Annotated in this window: 19 protein-coding genes; 3 read left to right on the top strand and 16 right to left on the bottom strand. The window is 52.0% G+C overall.

The window, feature by feature from the left end; translation table 11 throughout:
- Positions 1-194: 194 nt before the first annotated feature.
- From O2597_RS17850 to O2597_RS17840, 3 genes are all read right to left on the bottom strand, one after another.
- Positions 195-530 carry a glutaredoxin family protein gene (locus O2597_RS17850; RefSeq protein WP_269527031.1) on the bottom strand — a complete coding sequence of 112 codons (336 nt, stop codon included), beginning with the start codon at positions 528-530 and terminating at the stop codon, positions 195-197.
- A 755-nt stretch (positions 531-1,285) separates the two neighbouring features.
- Positions 1,286-1,654 carry an HI0074 family nucleotidyltransferase substrate-binding subunit gene (locus tag O2597_RS17845; protein ID WP_269527030.1) on the bottom strand — a complete coding sequence of 123 codons (369 nt, stop codon included), beginning with the start codon at positions 1,652-1,654 and terminating at the stop codon, positions 1,286-1,288.
- Positions 1,642-1,968, bottom strand: coding sequence for a nucleotidyltransferase family protein (locus tag O2597_RS17840; RefSeq protein ID WP_269527028.1), 327 nt, complete (start codon positions 1,966-1,968; stop codon positions 1,642-1,644). The genes O2597_RS17845 and O2597_RS17840 overlap by 13 nt, the downstream gene beginning before the upstream one ends.
- 619 nt (positions 1,969-2,587) lie before the next feature.
- Between O2597_RS17840 and O2597_RS17835 the strand changes: the two genes are divergently transcribed.
- The 3 genes from O2597_RS17835 (at position 2,588) to O2597_RS17825 (ending at position 9,453) form a co-directional block, all read left to right on the top strand.
- Positions 2,588-5,245 (top strand): DUF4838 domain-containing protein, encoded by a 2,658-nt coding sequence (locus O2597_RS17835; RefSeq protein ID WP_269527026.1) that lies wholly within the window; start codon positions 2,588-2,590, stop codon positions 5,243-5,245.
- A gap of 1,516 nt (positions 5,246-6,761) precedes the next feature.
- The gene (locus O2597_RS17830) at positions 6,762-7,364 is read left to right on the top strand and encodes a hypothetical protein (RefSeq protein WP_269527024.1); all 603 of its coding nucleotides are present in this window, start codon (positions 6,762-6,764) and stop codon (positions 7,362-7,364) included.
- A 1,156-nt stretch (positions 7,365-8,520) separates the two neighbouring features.
- Complete coding sequence (locus tag O2597_RS17825; RefSeq protein ID WP_269527022.1) at positions 8,521-9,453, top strand: glycosyltransferase family 2 protein; 933 nt, start codon at positions 8,521-8,523, stop codon at positions 9,451-9,453.
- A 28-nt stretch (positions 9,454-9,481) separates the two neighbouring features.
- Here the strand turns inward: O2597_RS17825 and O2597_RS17820 are convergent, their stop codons facing one another.
- The 13 genes from O2597_RS17820 to O2597_RS17760 all read right to left on the bottom strand — a co-directional run bounded on the left by O2597_RS17820 (position 9,482) and on the right by O2597_RS17760 (position 23,229).
- On the bottom strand, positions 9,482-10,249 hold the full coding sequence (locus O2597_RS17820) for a glycosyltransferase family 2 protein (RefSeq protein WP_269527021.1): 768 nt from the start codon (positions 10,247-10,249) through the stop codon (positions 9,482-9,484).
- A gap of 21 nt (positions 10,250-10,270) precedes the next feature.
- The gene (locus O2597_RS17815; protein ID WP_269527019.1) at positions 10,271-11,506 is read right to left on the bottom strand and encodes a glycosyltransferase family 4 protein; all 1,236 of its coding nucleotides are present in this window, start codon (positions 11,504-11,506) and stop codon (positions 10,271-10,273) included.
- Between the two features lie 21 nt (positions 11,507-11,527).
- Positions 11,528-12,355 carry a glycosyltransferase family 2 protein gene (locus O2597_RS17810; protein WP_269527017.1) on the bottom strand — a complete coding sequence of 276 codons (828 nt, stop codon included), beginning with the start codon at positions 12,353-12,355 and terminating at the stop codon, positions 11,528-11,530.
- Positions 12,352-13,338 carry a sulfotransferase family protein gene (locus O2597_RS17805; RefSeq protein ID WP_269527015.1) on the bottom strand — a complete coding sequence of 329 codons (987 nt, stop codon included), beginning with the start codon at positions 13,336-13,338 and terminating at the stop codon, positions 12,352-12,354. Before O2597_RS17805 ends, O2597_RS17810 begins: the two co-directional genes overlap by 4 nt.
- Entirely contained in the window at positions 13,325-13,747 is a 423-nt protein-coding gene (locus O2597_RS17800) for an LbetaH domain-containing protein (protein ID WP_269527013.1), read from the bottom strand. The genes O2597_RS17805 and O2597_RS17800 overlap by 14 nt, the downstream gene beginning before the upstream one ends.
- A gap of 134 nt (positions 13,748-13,881) precedes the next feature.
- Positions 13,882-14,991, bottom strand: a complete 1,110-nt coding sequence (locus O2597_RS17795) for a glycosyltransferase (protein ID WP_269527012.1) — start codon at positions 14,989-14,991, stop codon at positions 13,882-13,884.
- A 47-nt stretch (positions 14,992-15,038) separates the two neighbouring features.
- Positions 15,039-16,520, bottom strand: a complete 1,482-nt coding sequence (locus O2597_RS17790) for an O-antigen ligase family protein (RefSeq protein ID WP_269527010.1) — start codon at positions 16,518-16,520, stop codon at positions 15,039-15,041.
- Between the two features lie 84 nt (positions 16,521-16,604).
- On the bottom strand, positions 16,605-17,693 hold the full coding sequence (locus tag O2597_RS17785) for a glycosyltransferase family 4 protein (RefSeq protein WP_269527008.1): 1,089 nt from the start codon (positions 17,691-17,693) through the stop codon (positions 16,605-16,607).
- A 155-nt stretch (positions 17,694-17,848) separates the two neighbouring features.
- A complete protein-coding gene (locus O2597_RS17780; protein ID WP_269527006.1) occupies positions 17,849-19,036 on the bottom strand; it encodes a glycosyltransferase family protein in 1,188 nt (395 codons plus the stop codon).
- Between the two features lie 32 nt (positions 19,037-19,068).
- On the bottom strand, positions 19,069-19,884 hold the full coding sequence (locus O2597_RS17775; protein ID WP_269527004.1) for a sulfotransferase domain-containing protein: 816 nt from the start codon (positions 19,882-19,884) through the stop codon (positions 19,069-19,071).
- A gap of 5 nt (positions 19,885-19,889) precedes the next feature.
- Positions 19,890-21,266, bottom strand: a complete 1,377-nt coding sequence (locus O2597_RS17770; protein ID WP_269527002.1) for a flippase — start codon at positions 21,264-21,266, stop codon at positions 19,890-19,892.
- On the bottom strand, positions 21,266-21,919 hold the full coding sequence (locus tag O2597_RS17765) for a class I SAM-dependent methyltransferase (protein WP_269527000.1): 654 nt from the start codon (positions 21,917-21,919) through the stop codon (positions 21,266-21,268). Before O2597_RS17765 ends, O2597_RS17770 begins: the two co-directional genes overlap by 1 nt.
- Positions 21,916-23,229 carry a lipopolysaccharide biosynthesis protein gene (locus tag O2597_RS17760; protein WP_269526998.1) on the bottom strand — a complete coding sequence of 438 codons (1,314 nt, stop codon included), beginning with the start codon at positions 23,227-23,229 and terminating at the stop codon, positions 21,916-21,918. Before O2597_RS17760 ends, O2597_RS17765 begins: the two co-directional genes overlap by 4 nt.
- Positions 23,230-23,359 lie beyond the last annotated feature (130 nt).

Here is a 23,359-nt window from a genome sequence, read left to right as displayed (position 1 = left end):
GGAGAGGGCAACACCCAAAAAGCTTCGTAAACACCTACAAAAATAATACTAACAACTGTCACCAAGCTCTGACGAAGTGTTACCTATGTCTTGAACCTAAACTGTTACCCATGTCCTGACCCCTCCGTGAAAAAATTAAACTCCAGGTTTCAGGTCTCCGCCCTCATCCTTCAAAAAGAGGCTGCGGCCTCTTTTTAAAAGAACCGGATCGTCTTGCTGCGCATGGCTTCGTGCTCTTCGTCCGTGCAGGCGGCATTGGTCGGCGCGTCCGGCGCGGTCTCGTTCGCCTCCACCAGGCCGTTGCTCAGCATGTAGTTCTCGACCTCCTCGCCGCTGACATCCGCCAGCATCTGACCGTCGATTTCCACGCAAGGGGACAGCGGTTGACCGGATTTCTCCACCATTTCCGCATATTGCTCGGGCTTGTTGATGATATCGCGGTCTTCGTACTCAAGTTGGTACTTTTTCATGATGGCACGGACGCCCATGCTCCAGCCGCAGGTAGGTTTCAGGTAAGCGATGATCTTCATACCCGCTACTTGCGTGCATTTTCCCAGAAAGTCAAGAGGCGCGGGCAGAGGCCGCAGAGGCCTGCGGCCTCTGGAGGGCGGAAGGATGAGACCTGACGAAGCGCGGCAGCGCAGGGCTGAAACCACGAACGGCGTACAACGCCGTGTTTTTGAAACCACGAATTAACACGAATGAGCACGAATGCTTACAACGACGGGTTATTTCGGCGAGGTTTATTGCCCGGCAGCACACAAACCCTAAAAGATGCGGGGTTGTAAGCATAAGCGTGCCATGAGCGGTCATAAGCGGTCTACCTGCCCTGAGCCTGTCGAAGGGCCCGTCAGCGGAAAAGTATGTATGTGATCCGCTTACAACCGGGCGTACAGCTACGGATTTTTTTTAACCCCGCTACGCCTGAAGGCTACGCAGGGCTCGACGCCGCTTATTACCACTTATCACCGCTTCCGCCTTCGTTTACTACGGCGTGACGTGGATCTTACAACGACGGGTTCAATTTGGGAGGATTGCTTCTCATGCACTATCCAATCCCTCAAAGTATACGGCGTTGTAAGCATTAGCGGTCATAAGCGGTTCACCTGTCCTGAGCGAGTCGAAGGGCCCGTCAGCGGAAAACAACACCAGCGATCCGCGTACAACGCTGAAACACTTACAACAACGGTGATTTTGAACCCCGCTACGCGGTAAGCCTCCGACAGAAGCCGCCACTTCGACGAATTGGGCAGGCTCACCGCAAGACGGCCTCGGTCCTGGCATTTCAAAGTTTACTGACGAGTGACCTGAAGGCTGCCGCATGTAACGGCAGGCGTTCGAAAATCTCGATAGCGACGGTCTCGTGGTAGGTATGGGAGGTTAGGTTTCGGTCGCGGACTGTCTGGTTCAGGGCAAGGCAGAGGTCTTCGTCGATCAAGCCGACGCGAAATGCGGTCTCGTAGCAGCCTTTGGGGTAGCGCACTTCCTCCGCATAATCCGCCTTGAGATGGGCTTGCAGCGCTTTCCAGCAAATTTCGGAAGTGAATTCGAAACGCTGGATTGCGGCATCACGGGTCTTTTCATCCTGCACGCCTTCGTCCAGGATGGCCTCCAGCTTGGTCAAAGCCTTCTTTGCCGACGCTAGTTTTTCCATAGGATACCTTCCGCTTCGATGTGCTTCCGAAGGGGTTCAGGTGCTTGATCCAAGTTCACCAGATCGACCGGATAAATGATTTCCGGGTCGTTTCGGAGGGCGTCTTCGAAACGGGAGACCGCGTCCGGGGCAAGGCTCTTGGCGGGCTTGTAGGCCAAGTCGAAGTCACTTCGACGCGAAGCGTCCCCTCGTGCACGCGAGCCGAACAACCAGACTTGAGCGCCGCTCAAGTGCTCTCGGATATGTTGGCTAATCCGTGCTTTGGCCAGCTCGACCGCAGGATGCGGGGCGTCGCTTGTCGGGTTTGCTTGCATAGTCTTAAAGCTAGTCCAGAGACACTCTGAAGCAAATCAATTTTCCTGCAGCAGCCTGACGAAGCGGAGGGCTGAAGGCTGAAAGTACGAACCGTCTCCACTGAAGCTACGACAGTCGAAAGGAATGAAGGTCGCTGGCGACAGACCATCATGCTTACAATGCGGATGGCTTGGAACCCCGCTACGCCCGAAGGCTACGCAGGGCTTAATGCCGTTGTAAGCCAAACCTCCCCAAAATAAACCGTCGTTGTAAGCCATTCACGTTAATTAACGTTCATTAACGGTTCAAAACCAACGTCGTTGTAAGAATTCGTGCTCATTCGTGTCCATTCGTGGTTTCAAAAGTCACGCCGTTGTAAGCCAGACCTCCCCAAAAGAAACCGTCGTTGTAAGCCATTCGTGCTCATTCGTGTTAATTCGTGGTTTCAAAAGTCACGCCGTTGTAAGCCAGCCCTCCCCAACACACCCAGTTGACAAATCAGGCGCGCTCGGATTGGTTCGCGCGGTGTTACTTCCGCCCTTCAGGTCGATCTGTTTCCTGTGCATCGGTTTAGCAGCGTCCGGGGCCCTGAGCGCGGCCCGCGGTCCCGCCTGGAAACCGGAAGCACGCCCGGGCTCGATGCGCCTCCCCCTCAGCGCCATCCGGGAAATCCAGCTCCCCGACGAGACCGCCCCCAGCCTCCAAGCCGCCATCGAGGACCTCCACGCCCTCTGGTCCCAACGCATCAATGGAGACACCCACTCCCTTCAGGTTTCAGCTCTCAGCCCTCATCCTTCAAAAAATTCCCTGAGTCTTGAATTCGACTCCGGCATCCCGACTGGCGGCTTTGTCATCCGGCGGGAGCGCAGCAGCGTCCGCCTGCGGGCCGCCGATACCGCCGGACTGGTGAACGGCGTCTATGCCCTCTGCCACGAGCTGCTGGGGGCACGCTGGTATTGGGCCGGTGAGCTGGGCTTTGAATGGGTGGGCACGCCCCCGCGCTTTTTCCCGGAGGGCGTCTGGCAGGAAGTCCCGGCCTTCGAAATGCGGGCCGCCCACGGCTCCGACCGGACCTGGGACCGCCGCAACCGTCTGGTCGGCGGCTATAGCTTCAACCACAACCTCTCCAAAATCTTCACCGCGGAGCAGTACCAGGCGTACCCGGAAGCCTTTGCCGAGGTCCGGGGCCGGCGCCGGGTCCCCACCGGCAGCGGCAAGTACGACCCGCAGCCCGACTTTACCGCCCCGGAAGCGGTCCGCATCGCGAGCGAGGCCGCCCGCGCCCATTTCGAAGCCCATCCGGACAGCCGCAGTTTTTCCCTCTCCATCAATGACAATGTCCTCTATGACGATTCCCCCGACACCCAAGCGGTGGTGGGGAATGTGTTGAAAGTGGATGGTGGGGAGCTGCACCGAGGGAACCCCTCCGTCGCGCCAAGCGCGCCACCTCCCCTTGGGACCCCTCCGTCGCGCCAAGCGCGCCACCTCCCCTTGGAACCCCTCCGTCGCGCCAAGCGCGCCACCTCCCCTTCTCAAGGGGAGGAGTCCGGAGTCCGGAGTCCGGAGTCCGGAGTCCGGAGTCCGGAGCAGCCAGTCGACTACTTCCGCGGCCGGCCCAACTACACCGACCTCGTCTTCGGCTTCATGAACGAAGTCGCGGAGCAGCTCTTTGATACCGACCCGCCAGAAAACCAACCTTCAACGTTCAACCTTCAACGTTCAACTTTTGCGCCGGCCGAAGGTCGGCGCTACCTGACAGCCCTCGCCTACTACTGGACCGAGCAGTCGCCGTCCTTTCGACTGCATCCGCAGGTGATGCCGGTGCTGACCTCCGACCGGGCGCAGTGGCACGATCCGGACTACCGTGCGCAGGACAAGGCCCTGATTGAGCGCTGGGCCGCCTCGGGGGCGGAAAAGATTGCCACCTGGGACTATTATTTCGGCGCGCCTTATCCCTACCCGCGGCAATTCAACCAATGGATCATCGAAAGCCTGCGCTTCCTTCATGAGGCCGGGGTCGACGTATTTTTCACCCAGCTGTCCCCGGCCTGGGGACTCGACGGCGCGAAGCCCTGGCTGACCGCCGAGCTGCTCCGCGATCCCAACCAGGACGCGGTAGCGCTCCTCGATGAATATTACCAGGCATTCTTCGGCCCGGCCGCCACGCCCATGCGCGAGTTCTACGAGCTGGCCGAAGCCCACCGCGATGCCCATGAAGGCCGCGCCGAATGGATCAAGCTCTACAAGGACGAAGCCGGCATCGAGCTCTTTGGCCCCGACATCCGGACACAACTCCGCCACTGCCTCGACCAGGCCGAAGCCGCCGCCACCGGCACCCCCCGCTACGCCGCCCGGGTCCAAGTCGCCTCCGACGCCTTCCGCTTCACCGAATACTACGCCGCCTACCACCAAGCCCGCAAAGCCCTCCTTGATGCCTTGAGCTTGCCTGCGGCGAGCTTGCCGAATCCGTCACAAGGTATCCCAGATCCCGACTCCCGTATCCCGTATCCCGTATCTCGTATCCCGTATCCCGGCCCCCGCATCCCGGATCCCGTATCCCGTATCTCGACCTTCCTTTCCGCCCGCGAGGCCTACACCACCTACGCCGAGACCCTGCTAAAGGACCCCCTGCACAAGAATTTCCGGCATTTCCGGAGCGTCCCCCAGACCGACCCGCTGCCCTTGCTGCTCCCGGGCCTCGCCACCCAAGCGGAGGCAGTCGACCTCCCGGAGCGCTATCAGGCGGCCTGGTCCATCGCCCGCGCACTGGCCAATCAGCCGGAAGCCTTCCAAAGCCAGACCCTGAATCCGGACCTGCTCCACTCCACCGCCGGCACCCTGCGCTATAATTTCCTCGGCCCCGAGCTGCCCTGGGTGCCGAACTGGTATTTCGATTTTCGTCCGGCGCAGCATTTCGAGGTCGGCCCGGCCCACGGCACCCCCGACCGCGGCATCCGCATCAGCGGCGCCGATATGTGCTCCGTCTTTGCCGATTTCCCGGTCCACCCGGGCGGGACCTACGCCCTCCATGCCCGGATCGCGTATAAGATCAGCCCCGACAACCGCAGCCAGTTGAAACTCAGCTGGAAAAATGCCGCCGGCCGCACCATCCAGGTGGCCTTGCCCCTCCAGCTGCCCAACACCCAGACCGAACAAGCGCTCTCCCTAAGCCTTCCCCTCCAGGCCCCCGACGCCGCCAGCAGCCTCCGCATCCACTTCGTCACCTCCCGGCAATCCCCCGGCGACTTCCTCGAACTACAACGCGTCGACTTCGGCGAAGTCCAGGAACCAAAGTGATGCGTACAGCGACGTGTGTTTGAAACCACTAATGCACACGAATGAGCACGAATGGCTTACAACGCGTGACTTTTGAAACCACGAATTTACACGAATTAGCACGAATGCTTACAAGGACGGTGATTTTGAACCGTTAATTCACGTTAATGAACGTTAATTCTTACAACGACGGTTTATTTTTGGGAGGGGTCATTGCACTACTGTATCAAAACCAAAAATATAAGTGCGGCGTTGTAGGCATCCACGCCACGCCGTAAGGAACGAAGGCGGGAGCGTACATAAGCGGTCATTACCGGTCTACCTGTCCTGAGCCTGTCGAAGGGCCCGTCAGCGGAAACCCTCATCCCAAAATCCCCTCCCCAACCTCGCCCGACAGGGCCCTCTAGCGACCTGCCCAGCGAAGCTCGAAGAGCGAAGAAGGGAGCGGTTGTGTAAAAATTCAAGGAAGTGTATCACACACAAGGCACTCGCACATTCGACGGATTCATTTTGAACCCCGCTACGCCTGAAGGCTACGCAGGGCCAGGCGCCGTTAATGGACGTTAATTGACCCCGCTAAGGCGGGACATGCCACGCCGTAGAGGAACGGAGGCGGGACGCGAGCGCGTGAATGGCTTACAACGCGTGACTTTTGAAACCACGAATGGACACGGATGTGCACGAATACTTACAGCCACGGGTTCATACTTTTGGGGAAGTATTCTGCCCCGCAGTATCTAAAGCCCAATAAAGAGTGCGGCGTTGTAGGCATCCACGTCACGCCGGCTCGTGCGGGCGTAGAGCAACGGAGCCCCAAGGAACGAAGGCGGGAGCGTACATAAGCGGTTCACCTGCCCTGAGCCTGTCGAAGGGCCCGTCAGCGGAAGAGTATGTGTGTGATCCGCTTACAACACTGATTCGTACAACGATGCTTCTTTAGTCAGCTATGTGGACCTCCCTATTCGTAAAGTCCGGCTCAGCCGGAAACCGCTTATTACCACTTATTACCACTTATCTTACAACGACGGATTCAACTTGGGGAGGTCCATTTACCGTGCAGTATCAAAACCAAAAAATATAAGTGCGGCGTTGTAGGCATCCACGCCACGCCGTAAGGAACGAAGGCGGGAGCGTACATAAGCGGTCATAAGCGGTTCACCTGTCCTGAGCCTGTCGAAGGGCCCGTCAGCGGATACCAAAACGCTTCATCCGCTTACAACAAAGCGTACAACGATACTTTTTTTAACCGTTAATGAACGTTAATTTACGTGAATCTTGCACACCGGTTTATTTGGGGGAGGGTTGTGTGCCACTCAACATCCCAACCCCTAAAAAGTATGCGGTGTTGTTAGAATTAACGTTCATTAACGTTCATTAACGGCACCTAGCCCTGCGTAGCCTTCAGGCGTAGCGGGGTCCCAAACCATCCGCGGTTGTAAGAATAATTCTGTGGAGCCACACAGGCATCCATACTTCGCTAATCTTAAAAGTATTTGCTCTTCTCCTAACGGTTTGCTTACTTGTCTCCATGCAAACCATGGAGCTGTTACTGGACTCGCTTCGGCTTGAAGCGCCTTTGGACTTGAGCGGCGACTGCCTGCTGCAAGTGACCGCACACTGGCCGCGACCCGGCATCGCGGCACGCAGCGCCGTGCTGACGCTCAGCTTGAAGAAGGGACGCGTCCGCCTGACCAAGGCGCCCCTGGTGCAACGGCTCCTGCTCAAGGAAAAAGTGGAAGGCCCCTTCGGGCTCCACCTCAGCCTGACACGGCCGCAGCGCTTTCCCGAGCTCGCCTCGCTCGTACGCCTGCTCGCCGGCACCGGCATCGAAAGCATCGGCGACCTGCTGGCCGCCGGCCTGTCCCCCACCGCCCTGCGTCCCCTGCTGCGCGAGCCCTTTGACGCCCTGGCCGAACGCTTCGAAGCGCGCTCCCTCGAGCCCCTCCTCGAAGGCAGCATCGACCTCGACCCCGTAGCCGGCCTGCCCGCCAGCCTGGAGATCCCGCTCAAGCTGAGCCGCAGCTTCACTCAAAGTCAGGTCCCCCCCGGCCCCAAGGCACGCGAGCAACGCAAATCCGCCACCCGCCGCTACCCGAAGGGCAGGCAGGTCGGCAGCTGCAAACTGAACTTCCAATCCTAGTACGCCGCATGAGTCATGCATGCCAGATGATACGGCTGATGCGCTTACAACGACGTGGACTTAACCCCGCTACGCCTAGAGGCTACGCAGGGCTTAACGCCGCCGAGCACGCGGAGGGCGCGGAGGCCTACAACGGATTTTGTTAGTCAGCTACGTGGACCTCTCTATTCGTAAAGTCCGGCTCAGCCGGAAACCGCTTATGTCCGCTCATTACCGCTTATCCTACAACGACGGTTTATTTTTTGGGAAGTACTCTGCCCGGCAGTATCTAAACCCTAAAAGTATGCGGGGTTGTAAGCATAAGCGTACATAAGCGGTCATAAGCGGTCTACCTGCCCTGAGCAAGTCGAAGGGCCCGGCAGCGGAAAAGTATGTATGTGATCCGCTTACAACACTGGTTCGTACAACGATGCTTTTTTTGAACCGCTTATTACCACTTATTACCGCTTATCGTGCACACCGGTTTACATTGGGGAGGGTTCATTGCACTGCTGTATCAAAACCAAAAATATAAGTGCGACGGCTTGAGCGGGCGTAGAGAAACGAAGCCCCTTGTAGGCATTCACGTCACGCCGTAGGAACGAAGGCGGAAGCGTCACATGAGCGGTCATAAGCGGTCTACCTGCCCTGAGCAAGTCGAAGGGCCCGGCAGCGGAAAACAAAACGCTGAAACGCTTACAACTAGGCGTACAGCTACGGATTTTTTTAACCCCGCTACGCCTGAAGGCTACGCAGGGCTCGACGCCGCTTATTACCACTTATCACCGCTTATCTTACAACGACGTATTATTTCGGGGAGGGTTCATTACACTGCTGTATCAAAACCTTAAATAAGATGCGGCGGCTTGAGCGGGCGTAGAGAAACGAAGCCCCTTGTAGGCATCCACGCCACGCCGTCTTGTGCGGGCGTAGAGCAACGTAGCCCCAAGGAACGAAGGCGGAACACGTCACGCCGTAGGAACGAAGGCGGATTAACGGCGCCTAGCCCTGCGTAGCCTTTAGGCGTAGCGTGGTTACAAAACCACGTCGCTGTAAGTCACCGGCCTCAGCCCTCCAGAATCGCTGTTACGCTTCGTCAGCCCTCAGCCCTCAGAAAGAGGCCACCGGCCTCTTTCTTCGTCCTTGCAACGGTCGGCGGAAACGTAAGGCTAGGCCCATGTTGGACGACGTGACAGTGGTCATTCCGGTGAAGAACGAGGCCAGGAACCTGCCTCGCTGTCTTGAGCGGCTCGACGGTTTTGGGCCCGTCCTCGTGGTCGACTCCGGGAGCAGCGACGACACCTGCCGGATCGCGTCCGGAGCCGGCGCGGAGGTCCTTCAGTTTGCATGGGACGGCCGTTTCCCCAAAAAGCGGAACTGGGTGCTGCGCCACTACGATTTCAAGACCACCTGGGTGCTCTTCCTCGACGCCGACGAATTTGTGACCGAGGCCTTCAAGCAGGAGCTCGCCCGCGTCCTGCCGGACAGCCCGCACGCCGGCTACTGGCTCAACTACGAGCGCTGGTTCCTCGGCCGACAGCTCCGCCATGGGGACGAGTTCAACAAGCTCGCCCTCTTCCGCGTCGGCGCCGGCGAGTACGAGCGCATCGAGGAAAACCAGTGGAGCCAGCTCGACATGGAGATCCACGAACACCCCGTCCTCCAAGGCAGCCTCGGCGAGCTCGGCTCCCCCATCGAACACAACGAATACCGCGGCCTCCACCACTACCTCGCCAAACATAACGAGTACGCCTCCTGGGAAGCAGCGCGCTATTTGCAGCTCATGAAGGATCGAGACGGCTGCGCCGCCTGGAAGGATGAGGGCGGAAACCTGAGACCTGAAGATGAAAAAACCTCAAGCCTCAAGCCTCAGGTTTCATCCTTCAATTCTCTGACAGAACGTCAGAGAAAAAAGTATCGCCACATCGCCAAGTGGTGGGCCGCGCCGGTGTATTTCATCCGTGGATACATCTTTAAGGGCGGCTGCCTCGACGGCGCCGTCGGCTTCCACTTCGCCTTTTGCAAGGCCGTCTATTTCTACCAGATCCGACTGAAGATCCGAGAAGCGCAGAGGCCGCAGGCCTCTGGAGGGCGGAAGGCTGAAAGCTGAAGTTTTATTTTTTCTCAGGTCTCAGGTCTCAGCCCTCAGAAGAGGCCCCGCCTCTTCTCAACTGCTTCAGCTTCGTAAACGGTTTCCGGATCACGGGCAGCGGCGACCAGCCCAGCCCATTCTGCCGCCATGCCTTCCAGCACTGCAGGTTCGCCTTGGCGATATTTTTAAGGGACGCGTTGCTTGCGCCGCCGGTGCGCATCTTCACAAACACTTCCGGCACATGGACCGACTTCAGCTGGTGACGCTTCAGCACGCGCAACATGAATTCATAATCGGCTGCGATGCGTAACTTGGTATCAAAACAACCGAAGCGCTCATAAACCGAACGTCGGACGAAAAAGCTCGGATGCGCCGGATGCCAACCCCGACGAAACGCCCCGGGCACGTAGGACTGCGATCGCCAGGCCCGCACCACACGATCCGTGTCAATCGCATCCACATAGTCCAGGTCACCATAGACGCAGTCCACCGCCGGATCCGAGAACGCTTCGGCCACCCGTGCCAGCACCCGGGTGTCCGCGTAAAAATCATCACTGTTCAGGATGCCGACCACCTCGCCCCGTGCACGGGCGACTCCCTTGTTCATCGCATCGTAGATGCCATCATCCGGCTCACTGACAAGACTCGCGATCTGGTCGCGGTAGGGCGCCAGCTTTTCCAGGGTGTCGTCAGTCGAGCCCCCGTCTACAATGATATATTCCAAGGGTCGATGACTCTGACCGAGCACCGAATGAACGGTGTCCACAATCGTCGCTGCGCTGTTAAAGGTGACGGTGATAACGGTAAACTTCATCGGGGGTCTAAATTGGAGCCTTCAGGCGTCATTCGGGCTCGAGTCAACCAAGCTGACAATCCATTTGGCAAAAGCAGGATAAATTTGACTGCGGTCAAAATGTCCATCGAAACATGCCCGTGCACCTTGCTTCGCGGCAAGCAGAGTTTCACGGTCCTTCGCGAAACGACAGATCAAGCCGGATAAAGCCTCGGGACTTCCTGCCTGATAAACGCCCCCACAAGCATATTTGCGAATCAGCGCCCCCAGCTCCCCGTCGATTGTACTCAATAAAGGCATGCCATAAGCCAAATAATCCCCCGCCTTGTAAGGCACTGCGACACCCGACTCAGGAAAAAAGGGAACCAGCCCCACATCCGCAGCAGACATCTCCGAAGCCAACGCATCCCCCTGAAGATAGCCGGTGAACCGCACTCCTTCAACCGCGCTCGCCTCCAGTGCAGCGCGCTTTTCGCCATCTCCGACAAAGACACATTCAACCTGAACTCCCGCTTCACGGGCTAAGCGCACAGCTTCCAAAATTGTTTCCAGGTCATAACTGCGCCCCATTGCGCCGAGATAAAGCAGACGCAAGGCTTTTGAGTCCCGGACGGCTTCTTCGTTGCCGCAGCCCTTTGGCTTTTCAGCTCCCAGATAGCAAACATACGGACGAGCCTCAGCTCCATGTTGCATGGCAAAATCCGCAAAGGTGTGCGACTGCGCACTGAGTCCATCCGACTCCACACAGGCAGTGCGAAGCATACGCCAATACGGCCACAGCAGAATACGCCCCAATGGTCGAAGCCCTCTCGGAAAAGCCTGAAGCAGCGTCTCCGGCCACGCATCCATGATATCCGTAACGACTTTACAGCCGTACCGTTGACGCAATCGAAGCGCAGAAATCGCTCCCTCCATTGGCGGCAGACTTGCAAGGATGACATCCGGCTTTGCGAGTTCACCCGCATCGATCGCTCGTACAGCGTCATGATATAGGCCCTTGCCGTAAGCCCGGTGATTCCAGACCCGCGCCAGTGAAATGTTTTTTGAATAGGCAGGCGTCTTTACAAGACGAAGGGCGAAGTTCATAGAGCTCGGTTCTTTGGCAACATGTTGAACTGACTGCTCTGCTCTCTGGACTTTTCGACGGTGCGAAAAATCAGAGCTCCACCAGACCACTTCATGCCCCATCTCCGCCGCGACCTGAGCCAAGGCCCAAAACCGCTGCGACTTGCCCTCTCCGGGAATGTCATCGTACGGGTTGAAAATCCAGATTCGCATCAGCCAGAATTGCTCAGTTACCTACACTGGAAGCTCTGAGTGCTTTCTGTGCAATTCACGGATTTTCAGTGAAATCATGTATTCGTAGAAGGCCCGCATAAGACTGAAATGAAATCCGGCTTTGCCGTCGAGGAATCCAAGTTTTACGAAATACAAGAAACAAAAAGTCAGAAACGGCCTGAAAGGCATCCGGTAGGCAAAGGCTTTAAATGCCTTGCGTCGTAGCATCGGATCCTTGCTTAGGAAATTCGTCCATACTACCGGCTCTTTCCGCTCGTCACTTAATTTGACGGCCTCCATTGAGGAGTATCGGTTGTGCCGCTCTAACCAGTAAGCGATTCCCTTGTTAAAGGGATAATGGATCAAGTGCCCCTCCAGCAGGCCGATCTCACCATCAGTATAATACTCCTCATTGATCTCGCGTTCGACACGGACTTTCCCCTTGCGGAAGAGACGTCCGAACCAAGTGGGATAACCACTGGACCGTTTTAACCATCGGCCCATGAACATATCTTTCCGCCGCATGCGGTAGAGTGTCACCGGATTATTCTCTAGCTCTGACACACACTCCAGCTCTGCGAAAAAATCGTCTGGAACCCGCTCATCCGCATCCAACATCAAAACCCACTCATACTTGAAATTATGGGCTAAACCATAATTCCTCTGCGCTGCATAATTGTCGAAAGCACGGGTCAATACCGTCGCACCAAAGTCACGAGCAATCTCGGCTGTTGAATCCGAACTTTCAGAATCCAAAACCACTACATCATCTGAGAAAGCAACCGATTCAAGGCAATCAACGATGTTCACCGTCTCGTTGTATGTAAGGATTAGGATCGAAACTTTCATCCCCGATTCAATCCCTTTTTAAACCAATGAAAGGCGTATCTGATAATCCCACTACTCGTTCTACCTGAAATATCGCGACACAAGTACAATGCCCACGGCAGCAGCTGGAATAGCGATGCAATAATCGACTTCAAAGGATATCCAGCAGGCTCCCGGCCATAGCCCAGTTCGCGGATAAGTTGCCCCGATATTAAGTTCATCCAAAAAACGTCTGACTTACTCAAGGTTGGTCGATCATGTTTCGTAAAACTAGAATTACGGTCTTCTATAACTGGCAGCTCGCAACTTGTAACGCCAAGAAATGTTAATACACGCCTCCAGATATCCTGCGGGTCTACTAGCATATCCTCAAATCGAATTAAGAGGACACGGTTAGATAAACTGCCACTCACTATGAGTGCTTGACGCGCGTATGCTTTCCAAATCAAGGCACAGCCAATTGGGTGGAAATATTTAGACAAGCTCAACTGCTGCTCCCTGCTCTTCTGTAACCCCTGATTCTTATAGGAAAGCATAAATGAGTACGGATTGCGGACCATCACAATAAATCGACTATCTGGAAAAAATTCAGAAATTCTCGCAACGTGATTCACATGATGTGGCGTTTTCTCAACGACAACAGACTTCAACTCTAACTGTGAAACTCGTTCCGCTAGAATCTGATACAACTCCCCTGGTGTACATTTCTTACCACGCAAAGATAGAACTATCTCAGCCCAACGGTCCCGATCGATATGCTTCAAACATCCAATATCATTACCAAAGTAGGCGCGACTGCTTGACTTTTGAAATTTAATTATGCGCTCAATATCATCCGTTGAGTATCGCCCGCCAGAGCTAGGGTTAACATAATACCTCCCCCAAAAAAGAGACTCACCAAAAACCGCAATATCCGGATGCTCATTTAGACAATAGCCTAACCATGTCGTCCCCCCTCGAGACATGCCACAGATAAAATTATGTAAACTCTTAACCTGCTCCATTGAACACTTCCCTCTGACCGATTGATACAGCAGGATTTCCCGCAACAATACTACCGTTAGTCACATCTTTTACTACGACTGCCCTAGCCCCCAAAACCGCTCGATTGCCAACTACAACACCAGGGCCTACAAACACATCCGCACAGACCCACACCTCGTCACCAATCTGGATTGGCGGCTTCAACAAAGGCAACGATGGATCTCGGAAGTCGTGCGTTCCCGCACACAGGTGAACACGCTGAGACACCGTGGAACGATCTCCTATATAAATAGGACCGAGATTATAAATCAACGCCCACTCACCAATGGATGAATCTTCTCCGATCTCAAGATTCCAAGGGAAGTAGATACACGCAGAAGGATAAATATTTGTCCGCGCCCCGATCTTAGCGCCATAGATACGAAGCATCCCCCGCCGAAAGGCGAAACATGGACGGGGACTAAGCCTAAATAAAACCTTACCCACCCCCCATAAGACTCTGCAAAGTAGCTCCTTTTTGGAATACTTTCGAGCCGCACGATTCGTATGAATATCAAGTGTCATTATACCACAAAGTCCGGCTGCTTCCCTCCATTCAAGAGCCAATCATAAAACTGAGCCATCCGTTCGGCGATACCAGGCCACTGATATTTCTCCTCGACAAGACGACGACCGCGCGCGCCCATGGCCATGAGCGTCTCAGACGAAGTAGACAAAGCCCCAGATAGCCCTTCAAAAACCCCCGTGGGATTCGGTTCGACCCACCAACCGCAGCCTTCAGTCGACAACTCTTGCCAAGGGCAACCTGTGGTCGTCAGAACAGGTAGACCATACCCCAAGGCCTCAGCCACTACGATTCCGAAATTCTCAGAATATGATGGCAGGACAAATAAATCAGCCCCCCTGTAGGCCGCCTCCTTATCTTCCCCAAACAACGGGCCCGCAAGCTCTACTGTTTCCAGAAGGTCAAGAGATCGAATCCTCGCCCCGACTACCCGCAAATGATTACAATCGTCATTACCTGCAATTACCAAACGCCAGCCCTCTGGAGCCAATTTAGCCCACGCGTCTAATAACATAAGAATTCCTTTCTTAGGGTGAATCCGTGACAAAAAAAGCGCGGTCTTTTTCTGACTTCTTTTTGCCGGCTTTAGTTTTCTAGCTTCGGGCAATTCGACTCCATTTGGAATCACGGCTATCGGCTGCACAAAACCCAATCGACGAATACTTTCCGCTTCGGAATGAGCAGTCGCATGAAAGGCCCACACACGCCTCAGATCACATTTCTCGTAAAGCAACCAAGCTAGCTTTTTTTTCATTCTAGAATTATTCAATGCCCAAGGCTCCAACATGCCGCGGGGAGACAACACATGATGTTGCCCCGCAAGTTTTGCCACAGCATGATTGAAAGGCAGCCACAGTCCATGTGAGTGCATAACATCAAAATCACTTCCGTATAATTTCCTTTCGTCAAACCTTACGTATTTACCCTTAAGTATACCGAGTTCGAGGCCCGATGCGATCTTGAGCTCATCTGGAGGCAGCATCGACGAGCGAACAAGTGAAACCGAGGCGTCGCTTCGCCGCGCCAACTCACTCGCCAAGGCCGATACAGAACGCGCCGGACCACCAGTCTGTACAGATAAGCTAGAAACAAAGTGTGCAATCTTCATATCAGCTTCAAACACAAGCAACACAGTGTTTAGATCTAATTACTCTGTTAAAATTTACGCACAAACTGATGCCGGTACCCGATAGCAATACCAGCACCAACAACTGTCCAGCAATACATGCCTGCTCCCCCAAATGAGAAAAACATCATCTCGCCCAAGTTCTGGATCAAAAAACCTGAAAACACCGCAAAACCTATAATATTCTCGTCCTGGTAAAATTTCCTAAAAATCATGAACACGAAAATACAAAAAAAAGATGTCCCTACTAATCCAACTTCTTCCAGAAGTGCAGTGGGAAGAAAGCCTTTTTCTGTCGGTGCGCTGAACGTACTAGCATTTTCTATAAAATAACGTGACGTTGAAGTCCCGAAATTAATCCCGGATAACGGATGATCTAAAAATATCTGCCATGACTGCTCAATAAGCCCCATGCGACTGATCGCCACATCGGTTACCTGTACATCGTAATAGCTCCGCCCCGCCATTCCCTTCAGTGCAAATTCAAAGACACGAGTTGAGATGCGTCCACCAGTGGCAAAATCAGCAAAAATGCCAACAACCAAAACCGCGCACATGCCGGCAAACCAACGCCAGAAATTAAACTTATTAAAATGTGCCTTTTGCCCTCTGAGATAAAAGGGAGCTACCACAATTATCATAGCAAGAGATAGAATAAGAGTTCCAACGGCAGTTCGCGACTTCGTCATCACCAAAATCGGCAAAAAAGAAACAAACAAAAGAATAAAGAGACCTCGCTTAGGTAACTTAGAAAACACACCTAAAGCAAAGCAAAAGACAGCACTGATCGCCGCAAAGGAACCAAGAGTCTGCTGGTGTATCGTAATGCCACTCAACCCTCCAACCCCACCTAGCAAGAGCAGCTCTCCACGAAACACATGGGAGATACCCAAAGGAATTGTAATATAGGTACCAATCGAAACAAATGCAACCAAAGCAGTGAACCAAACTGTCAAATCCGACATACGAGACCGATTGAGTTCAGTACCAGCCAAAATAACATATGCTCCATAGGTGAACAAGCCCGCCTTCAAAACCGCAATCTGCATGAAATACCCATTTATTGGAGCCAAGACAACACAAACCAGACCAAATAATATTAAAGCGTTTAAATGAGACAATCGCAGGAGATCTCGACGTTTAAGTAAAATTTCATACAGAATCCGCATCCCCGCCAGCGCAATGAGAGGAAAACGAAGATATGCGACAACGATAGTTTGGTCCACAATATAAGGATTCCCCATTATCGATATCCCTAAAATACTAACCGCTTTCAACGCCCCAGACACACTTCTGAGTGCCATTATAGCCAAACAAATGAAGAAGATCGTATTGCCAAACTCCCCAAGTCCATTCACCAAAAACAAGCAAGCTATAACAATAAAATTGAGACAAAGATTCGTTATAGTAAAAGCACTACGCTTAAACACCTTTGAATCGCGATTGCTTGCGACAAAAGAAGGAAGCTGGCCACAACCAGCGCGCATTTGAGTATGTGAAAATGGAGCCATTATGAATCAATGATAGGAGAAGTGAATGCTATGGCAAAACGATGCTTGTACCAGAAGACGATGGTTATGGTATATTGTGCTCATCTAATGCATCTTCCAAGCATCAATACCATTGATAATTTGACGCGACCAACGATCGGGAGTGTATTGCTTCGCTAGGATAGCAGAGTTTCGCCCCATATCATCCAGTTGATCTTGGCATGCGTAGTGAATGGACAGCATAGACTCGTAAAGCGCATGTACATCCCCAGCTTCAATTAAGTGACCATTCCATCCATCACGCACAAGATGGACAGCTGAACCACATGCATCAGTAGCAATTACAGGCAGAGATGAAGTGACCGCCTCATGCAACACGACCCCCCACGGTTCATATAAGCTCGGCAGAACAAAACAATCCACCTCCGACATCAGCGTAGGCAAGTCTTCAGGCGAGACAAAACCAACATCAGTCAAACTTGCAGCTCTGATATCACTTACCATCGGCCCCCGCCCAGCACAGACCATCTGCCAAGGGTTGTCCACACGATTGCGATATAACTCATAGGCCTCCGACAAAATATCGACTCCCTTCTCGCGAACATATCTACCAACAAATAAAAACTTTTTTACCCCCCGATCGCATACACTAGTCCTTTCTGTCTTAGCGCTAAACTTACGGTAGTCACACGAATAGTAACCATCCCAGCAACCAAAACCATAAAAACCCAATCGCCTCGCAAACTGTCGCTGACGTTCACCAGCCACCCACAAGACATTAAAAAACTTTTTCAGATAAAACGGAGACAACAGAGCAGCGATTCGTTGGCGAAACGATCCCTTCCACTGCGTATCCATTCCACAAACGACAAGCGGCGGGTTCTTAAGGCGACAAAGAGCTTTACATATAGACAAATATCCCTTGTCGCTCCAACCACTAACCAGCACGAGGTCTGGGCGGAACTTAGTCGCTTCATTAATAATCTCGTGATCATTAAATTCGAATCGGTTACATACTACACCACAATTAACAAATAGGCTAGGGTCAAAAGGTGCATTATGCTGCGCCGGATATGCATAAACTAGCAACTCAACTCCTTTCGACCTTAATTCCTGCAAGCAAGAAGCAACATAACCCGACAAACGAGTGTACAAAACTAACACATGCAATTCCTCTGAAGACACACCACCCATAAAACAATTTTATCAATTAAAATTCTTACACTCTACACATCAATCAAAATTCCAGACAGGCCAAAACCACGACAAAAAAAAGACACTACAACCACCACGGAACACCCTACACTTTATAATATATTTATATTACAATATAATATACTGAAATCCATCTAACCGACAATATCTTCATTAAAAATAGTCTCAACAAAACGCAAAACAGAATACTCTTCTCGAAACACCTTCGAATCAAAAGCGCTTGCCCGCGCTTTATATTCACTCCCCCCCCCTAAAGCCTTCTCAATGCACCTTGCCAATTGCACTTCATCCGAGAACAACAAAGCACCACCATAACTAGACAACCTCTCCGAGTAATACATAGCATTAGGAGCGATAACCACCTTACAACGCGCCAAACAATGATTCAATATACCACTCGAAGATTCAACATTGCGGTTCGCGACCAAAAGAACATCGGCCTGCTGCATATAGGCAGAGAAATCTGCGTCCGTAATAAATTCACTACGAGTAAGAACCAAATCGAAACCAACTTTCTTATTCAATAAACAAACCTGGCGTTGAAGCTCCGCATCCAACCTTCCGATAAATAGGAATCGAGCCTTTTGCATTACTGATGCCTCCAAGCCCTGAATGACATCCAAAACTAGATCGGTCCCCTTATATCTTCCCAACACACCAATATGCAAAAATGTCACAATGCGCTCAGGCAATGCATGATACTCCCTCACAGATAATTGCGAAGGTTCACAAATTCGTACAGGATCCGCCAAGTATCGAATCTTCTTTGACCACTTCTGATAATAACATGCGCCTTCATCGTCATTAAGAAGAAGAATTGATTTACATAGACGATTCTTAGCCAAGAGCCACAAAGCAAATTCCCGGCGAAACAATCGAAGCCCCCAAGACCTAGACACGCGCAACCGGTACGGAGACTGCAAAAATATGCCCGAAAACCTAAACCTTTTAGCTCCAAGCCACAGTCGCCGCGAACGAGCCACCGCATTTAAACATAAGAATATCACATGATTAGCCCGCTCATAGAGAGCCATCTCCTGCACGTACTCTAAATAATAATCAGCCTTGCCTCGCACCGAGGAGATTGCTTCGTAGCGTGCAATAATGTCAGGTCCGACAAAATGAACGCTCTTGCCAACAAGCGACATAGAAGTCGCAGACAATAAGCCCTGCATCTTATAGCTAAGATAAAAAACACAGCTAGTCCCATCGCCTCCTGCAGCGCGATCTTCCAGAATATTATTGATGTATTCTGGATAATGCCCCCTTGAATGAAACTCGACAAGTATCATTTTACACAAGTAATCAGGTTCGACATTCATATCCAAATCCGGAGAGCAATTTAACGCAAACATCACCAATCTAGGTTTTCCTCATAAGATAAATCAATCAAGATTTCACCAAATCGCTGCTTAAACCTAGACTTAAGATCACTCGTAAAATGATCCCTCCATTCGCTTTTACCAGATCGGACGAAACGCAACTCTTGCTTAGATTCTTTCAAATATGATGAAGCCCCCGACTGCTTTACTTCCAACTTCTGCATCCGCTCAAAACAAGAATTTTCAACAGCACTCCGTATCGACGCATTGGATACGCTCAACCCCAAAAAAGCTGCTATCTTAGACACTGAGTCAAAATCGTCCCTACGCATATCCTCATATTTAAGCAGCAGCATACGCCCATCATGCATCTGCTCCGATGCTAGCCATCCATTTACATGCTCCCACCAAGGGCCATAGATTGAGTTTTTTCCTAATATAAATCGATCAATATATTCTGGCAAAGTACAACTAAAGCCACTAGTGTACTTCAGGTGCCAATGATAATACGAGACAACCACATCACGCGGATCCCTATAAACATAAATCACACGCGCAAACTTGGCTCGAACCGGACAATGCGTCTTTATAAAACGAGGACTAGGAAACCCGTCTAATTCTGCCTTATACAGGCTATGCATATCAGGTATAATACGGTCTACATTAATAAAATCAACACCCTCTGGGCGAATCAGATTACCAACAAGAAAGCGCAGCCATGTATTACCCGACTTCGGATATGAAGCCAAAAACACGTCATCATCACGGACTTTGGTATATTCTCCTGGAACTCTAAAATTCAAAGCCTGCTTTACTGCGAGTTTAGTATAATATTTAAAACTTCTCATATTAATTACATACGACAAAAAGAAACCGTAACGATACCAGTCCGAAGATAGACCAAAATCACTTTTATGATATTTTCTATCACCAATACGGATGCAGTCGCCAGTGAAGCACCGAAGGCGCCGAACCGAGGAATCAATATGTAGTTCAGCGCAAGATTCAATACCATTGATCCAGATGAAACGAGGCCGACAAGTCGCTCATGCCCTGACATAATTAGTATAATACCCGAGGGCCCTGTAGACACATTAAAGAATTGAGCAATTGCAATACAGATTAGACTAGGATATGCATCAGCAAAGCCCGCCCCCCAAAGCTGGAGCAAAGTACTGCCTCCGAAAACAAAGAACGCCACGAAAAAGAGACCGGAGGATGAAAGCACGAGCGTAATCCGCCGCACCATCAACTCCAGTTCCTTGATTTTATCGGCGCCATACAAAGCGGCAATCTTTGGCGTAACAGCGGAAACTGTCAGCATATGTAGGATACTCGTCATAAAGCCAAGTCGAGCCGCAACGCTATAGAACCCTACCTGGGAACTAGAACTCAGCCAGCCAAGCATTATGGTATCCGCATTACTAGCAATCATCGACGTCGCAGAGACTAGCAATAAAGGCAATCCGACCTTCATCATCGATTTCCCCCGAAAATTGGGCTTGAGCCTTACCTTAAAAAGCTTCGACCAATAGATGCCGACTACGAAAGATACGATAACGCGGGCAACTGCGTATATGAGTGCTACTTCAAGTACACCGATATCTTTTCCAAAAACTAGGCCTAGCATAAGACTTAGAAGCACCAGATAGCTACTCAAGGTCTCATTCACCAAATTACTCTGCCAGACCTTGCGGAACCCGTTTATCGCTGAAGCAGAAATTCTGGAACTCACTTGAAAAACAACCACCGATAGGGCAATAACAACAGGCCATAACAAGGATGGCTCCCGAAAAACCACCCCCGAGAGCCATGGAGTCGCAGCGATCAAGCATAAGCTGAGGACGAATGAATACGGTAGGATTATCCTTTTGGCCGTATAGATAGCATCCGTGACCCTCTGCCAATCCTGGGCCTCGAATGCGATCGCAACTTCCTTCAAGACTACGGTGTTCAACCCTAGCATACAAAGAATCAGAGTAATTCCTACGATTCGATTGCTAAGATTGATAATGCCCAAACCTTCTGGCCCTAGCGTTCGCCCAAGAATAATACTGATTATCAGCATCGCGACCATTCCAAAAACCTTCAAGACCAAGGAAACAAAAGACTTTCGATAGACCTCCAGCGTATGCGTATCCAATTTCTGGATATATTTATTTAGCCTATTACCTAGAAACGGAACTCGAGCTGCAATCCCAAGCAATAGATGTAAAAAATCCGCACTCATTAGAGACATTGCTTCGATCCAGACTCATGCGAACGGACTCCAAACGAAAGAAAGTGATGATATAAATTCTCTACATATCGGCCATGATGCACATCGGGAAAACCTGCCCGAATGATATCGGCCACAACCAAACTCACAGGCGTATCCTTCTTATTCATTTCCCAATAATGCTGCCCATCAAAGACATGCTTCTTTCTGACATAAGGGCGCGGGATCATGAAGTCTCGAATGCCCACGCCCGGGATTGAAATCCGGAAGGGATAGACCGGCTTGGCATCCGGGAGGGAAATTAAAACAGCTTTTCTCGCCACACGGGCCAACTCCTTCACCGCGGGAATGAAGTTCTCGTAGGGTAGGTGCTCAAGCACTTGAAAGGCGCAGGCCACATCAAAACTGCCATCATCGAAAGGCAGCTCCAGAACCGAAGCCACGACATCGGGCTTCAGGTCTTCGGCGACATCGACGGTCGTCACCTTCGGTCCATAGCTTTCAATCACCTTGCGGTAGGCTCCGAGTCCGGCGCCGACCTCAAGAATAGTATCCGGCTGCAATTTCAGACTCAGATCCAATTGGTGCCATAGACTCCCCCACCGCTCCAGAGTCATATACTTCGAAAACTCGTAATGCGACCGATCGACTTGGGGTGTACTCATGAGGACTTCAATGGTTTCAAACTCAGGCAAATCCAAGCAATTAAACAGATATTCCCCAAGGCACTCGTCAGGCAGAACAGCTTCACTGTATTTTCGGCAGAAAGCCACAAGCCACCGAGCACCAAGGCACCGACACGCAACCCCGTCGAAAAGATCTCATAAAGCAGTAAGCCGGCATTTTTGCCCAAAATGGGCACCACCACGACACTCGGGGTATTACAGACAGAAGCCAGCATCAGAATGCCAATATATTTGGCATAACGTCCGGCAATTTGCCACTCCGCCCCAAATACCCAAGTAAACAGAGGCTCGCCAACGAAGAAGATTAGAAGCGTAAGCGGCAAGCAAAGCACGAAGAACCCGGCAGTCGCCTTGAGCACCACGTGATAAAGGTCTCCCCCTTCCTGGTGGAGCTCGGTCGCCCTCTGGTAGAAGACATTTCGGACCGCCTCCCGGATCAAGCTCACCGGGGCAAACAGGACCCGTGTGGCCAAAAGGTAGAAACCGACAGCCGCAGGACTGAAATAGGCGGCGAGCAAGAGGTTCGGAAGATTTCCTGAGAATGCAGCCATCGCATCTTGTGGCATCCGATAGCGCGGAAAATCGCTATAGCTTTTCGCCATCCGCCATCCCTCCGTGCGTTCTGCGAGAGAAGACGGAACCTCATTCCTCAAATGAAGTGAGAGCGTAACAAGTTGTATCGTTTGCTGCACGAAAGTTGAGGCAATTAAGAAGCCACCGCCAAAACCTAACAAACCACCGCCGATCTTAAAACTATTTCCACAAATACAACTACCGACTGAGGTGGATGAAAGGGTTCCAAAGCGTTTCTTTCGAATCGCCCAATGTGAAGCTAAGCTCAACCATCCACCACTGAGAACAAGCAGCGGAAACCAGACAAAGTAAGAAGCCAAGTCAGGAGCGCCCAGCAACCCAGCCAAACTCACGCGAAAGGGATAAAGCAAAAAGAAGACCACCAAGACTGCGATCATTGACCATTTCCCGGCTAATTGCAGCAGACTCCAGGCGCTTACGTCCTCGTTAGGCAGCACCAGCGCAAGATCGTAGCGTAATGTCGAAATTGTGCAGGCGACACCTGAAATAGCCATGAATATGCCTAATATTCCGAAGTCCTCCGGAGCATACAGCCGAGAGAGTACCGGCGCGCAAGCCAAAGCAATTACCTGTGTAAGCACACTGCCCCCCGCTAGTTTGCCAACATTACGAAGAAATGGGCTTTGCGTCAGTGATTTGATCCGTTTGTACATCACCTGCATTAAGGCATCACCGCGCTCAACCAACTTGAACACCAGCTTTCATTTTCCGATAGATACATGCTAATATTTCATCCAGATATTACACACCTTGAGCTGCAAAACTGCTCCGCGACCCACAATTGTCACATGCGCCTATGGCGGCTAGACTCTAAGCAATCTTTGC

This window comes from Coraliomargarita parva, from assembly GCF_027257905.1.
Classification (GTDB): domain Bacteria; phylum Verrucomicrobiota; class Verrucomicrobiia; order Opitutales; family Coraliomargaritaceae; genus Coraliomargarita_A; species Coraliomargarita_A parva.
This window is presented reverse-complemented; position numbering and strand designations above follow the sequence as displayed.

Excerpts from the sequence above, each read along its gene's own strand:
- O2597_RS17850 (WP_269527031.1), bottom strand. The coding sequence starts at position 530 with ATGAAGATCATCGCTTACCTGAAACCTACCTGCGGCTGGAGCATGGGC.
- O2597_RS17845 (WP_269527030.1), bottom strand. The coding sequence starts at position 1,654 with ATGGAAAAACTAGCGTCGGCAAAGAAGGCTTTGACCAAGCTGGAGGCC.
- O2597_RS17840 (WP_269527028.1), bottom strand. The coding sequence starts at position 1,968 with ATGCAAGCAAACCCGACAAGCGACGCCCCGCATCCTGCGGTCGAGCTG.
- O2597_RS17835 (WP_269527026.1), top strand. The coding sequence starts at position 2,588 with ATGCGCCTCCCCCTCAGCGCCATCCGGGAAATCCAGCTCCCCGACGAG.
- O2597_RS17830 (WP_269527024.1), top strand. The coding sequence starts at position 6,762 with ATGGAGCTGTTACTGGACTCGCTTCGGCTTGAAGCGCCTTTGGACTTG.
- O2597_RS17825 (WP_269527022.1), top strand. The coding sequence starts at position 8,521 with ATGTTGGACGACGTGACAGTGGTCATTCCGGTGAAGAACGAGGCCAGG.
- O2597_RS17820 (WP_269527021.1), bottom strand. The coding sequence starts at position 10,249 with ATGAAGTTTACCGTTATCACCGTCACCTTTAACAGCGCAGCGACGATT.
- O2597_RS17815 (WP_269527019.1), bottom strand. The coding sequence starts at position 11,506 with ATGCGAATCTGGATTTTCAACCCGTACGATGACATTCCCGGAGAGGGC.
- O2597_RS17810 (WP_269527017.1), bottom strand. The coding sequence starts at position 12,355 with ATGAAAGTTTCGATCCTAATCCTTACATACAACGAGACGGTGAACATC.
- O2597_RS17805 (WP_269527015.1), bottom strand. The coding sequence starts at position 13,338 with ATGGAGCAGGTTAAGAGTTTACATAATTTTATCTGTGGCATGTCTCGA.
- O2597_RS17800 (WP_269527013.1), bottom strand. The coding sequence starts at position 13,747 with ATGCTTCGTATCTATGGCGCTAAGATCGGGGCGCGGACAAATATTTAT.
- O2597_RS17795 (WP_269527012.1), bottom strand. The coding sequence starts at position 14,991 with ATGAAGATTGCACACTTTGTTTCTAGCTTATCTGTACAGACTGGTGGT.
- O2597_RS17790 (WP_269527010.1), bottom strand. The coding sequence starts at position 16,520 with ATGGCTCCATTTTCACATACTCAAATGCGCGCTGGTTGTGGCCAGCTT.
- O2597_RS17785 (WP_269527008.1), bottom strand. The coding sequence starts at position 17,693 with ATGGGTGGTGTGTCTTCAGAGGAATTGCATGTGTTAGTTTTGTACACT.
- O2597_RS17780 (WP_269527006.1), bottom strand. The coding sequence starts at position 19,036 with ATGAATGTCGAACCTGATTACTTGTGTAAAATGATACTTGTCGAGTTT.
- O2597_RS17775 (WP_269527004.1), bottom strand. The coding sequence starts at position 19,884 with ATGAGAAGTTTTAAATATTATACTAAACTCGCAGTAAAGCAGGCTTTG.
- O2597_RS17770 (WP_269527002.1), bottom strand. The coding sequence starts at position 21,266 with ATGAGTGCGGATTTTTTACATCTATTGCTTGGGATTGCAGCTCGAGTT.
- O2597_RS17765 (WP_269527000.1), bottom strand. The coding sequence starts at position 21,919 with ATGAGTACACCCCAAGTCGATCGGTCGCATTACGAGTTTTCGAAGTAT.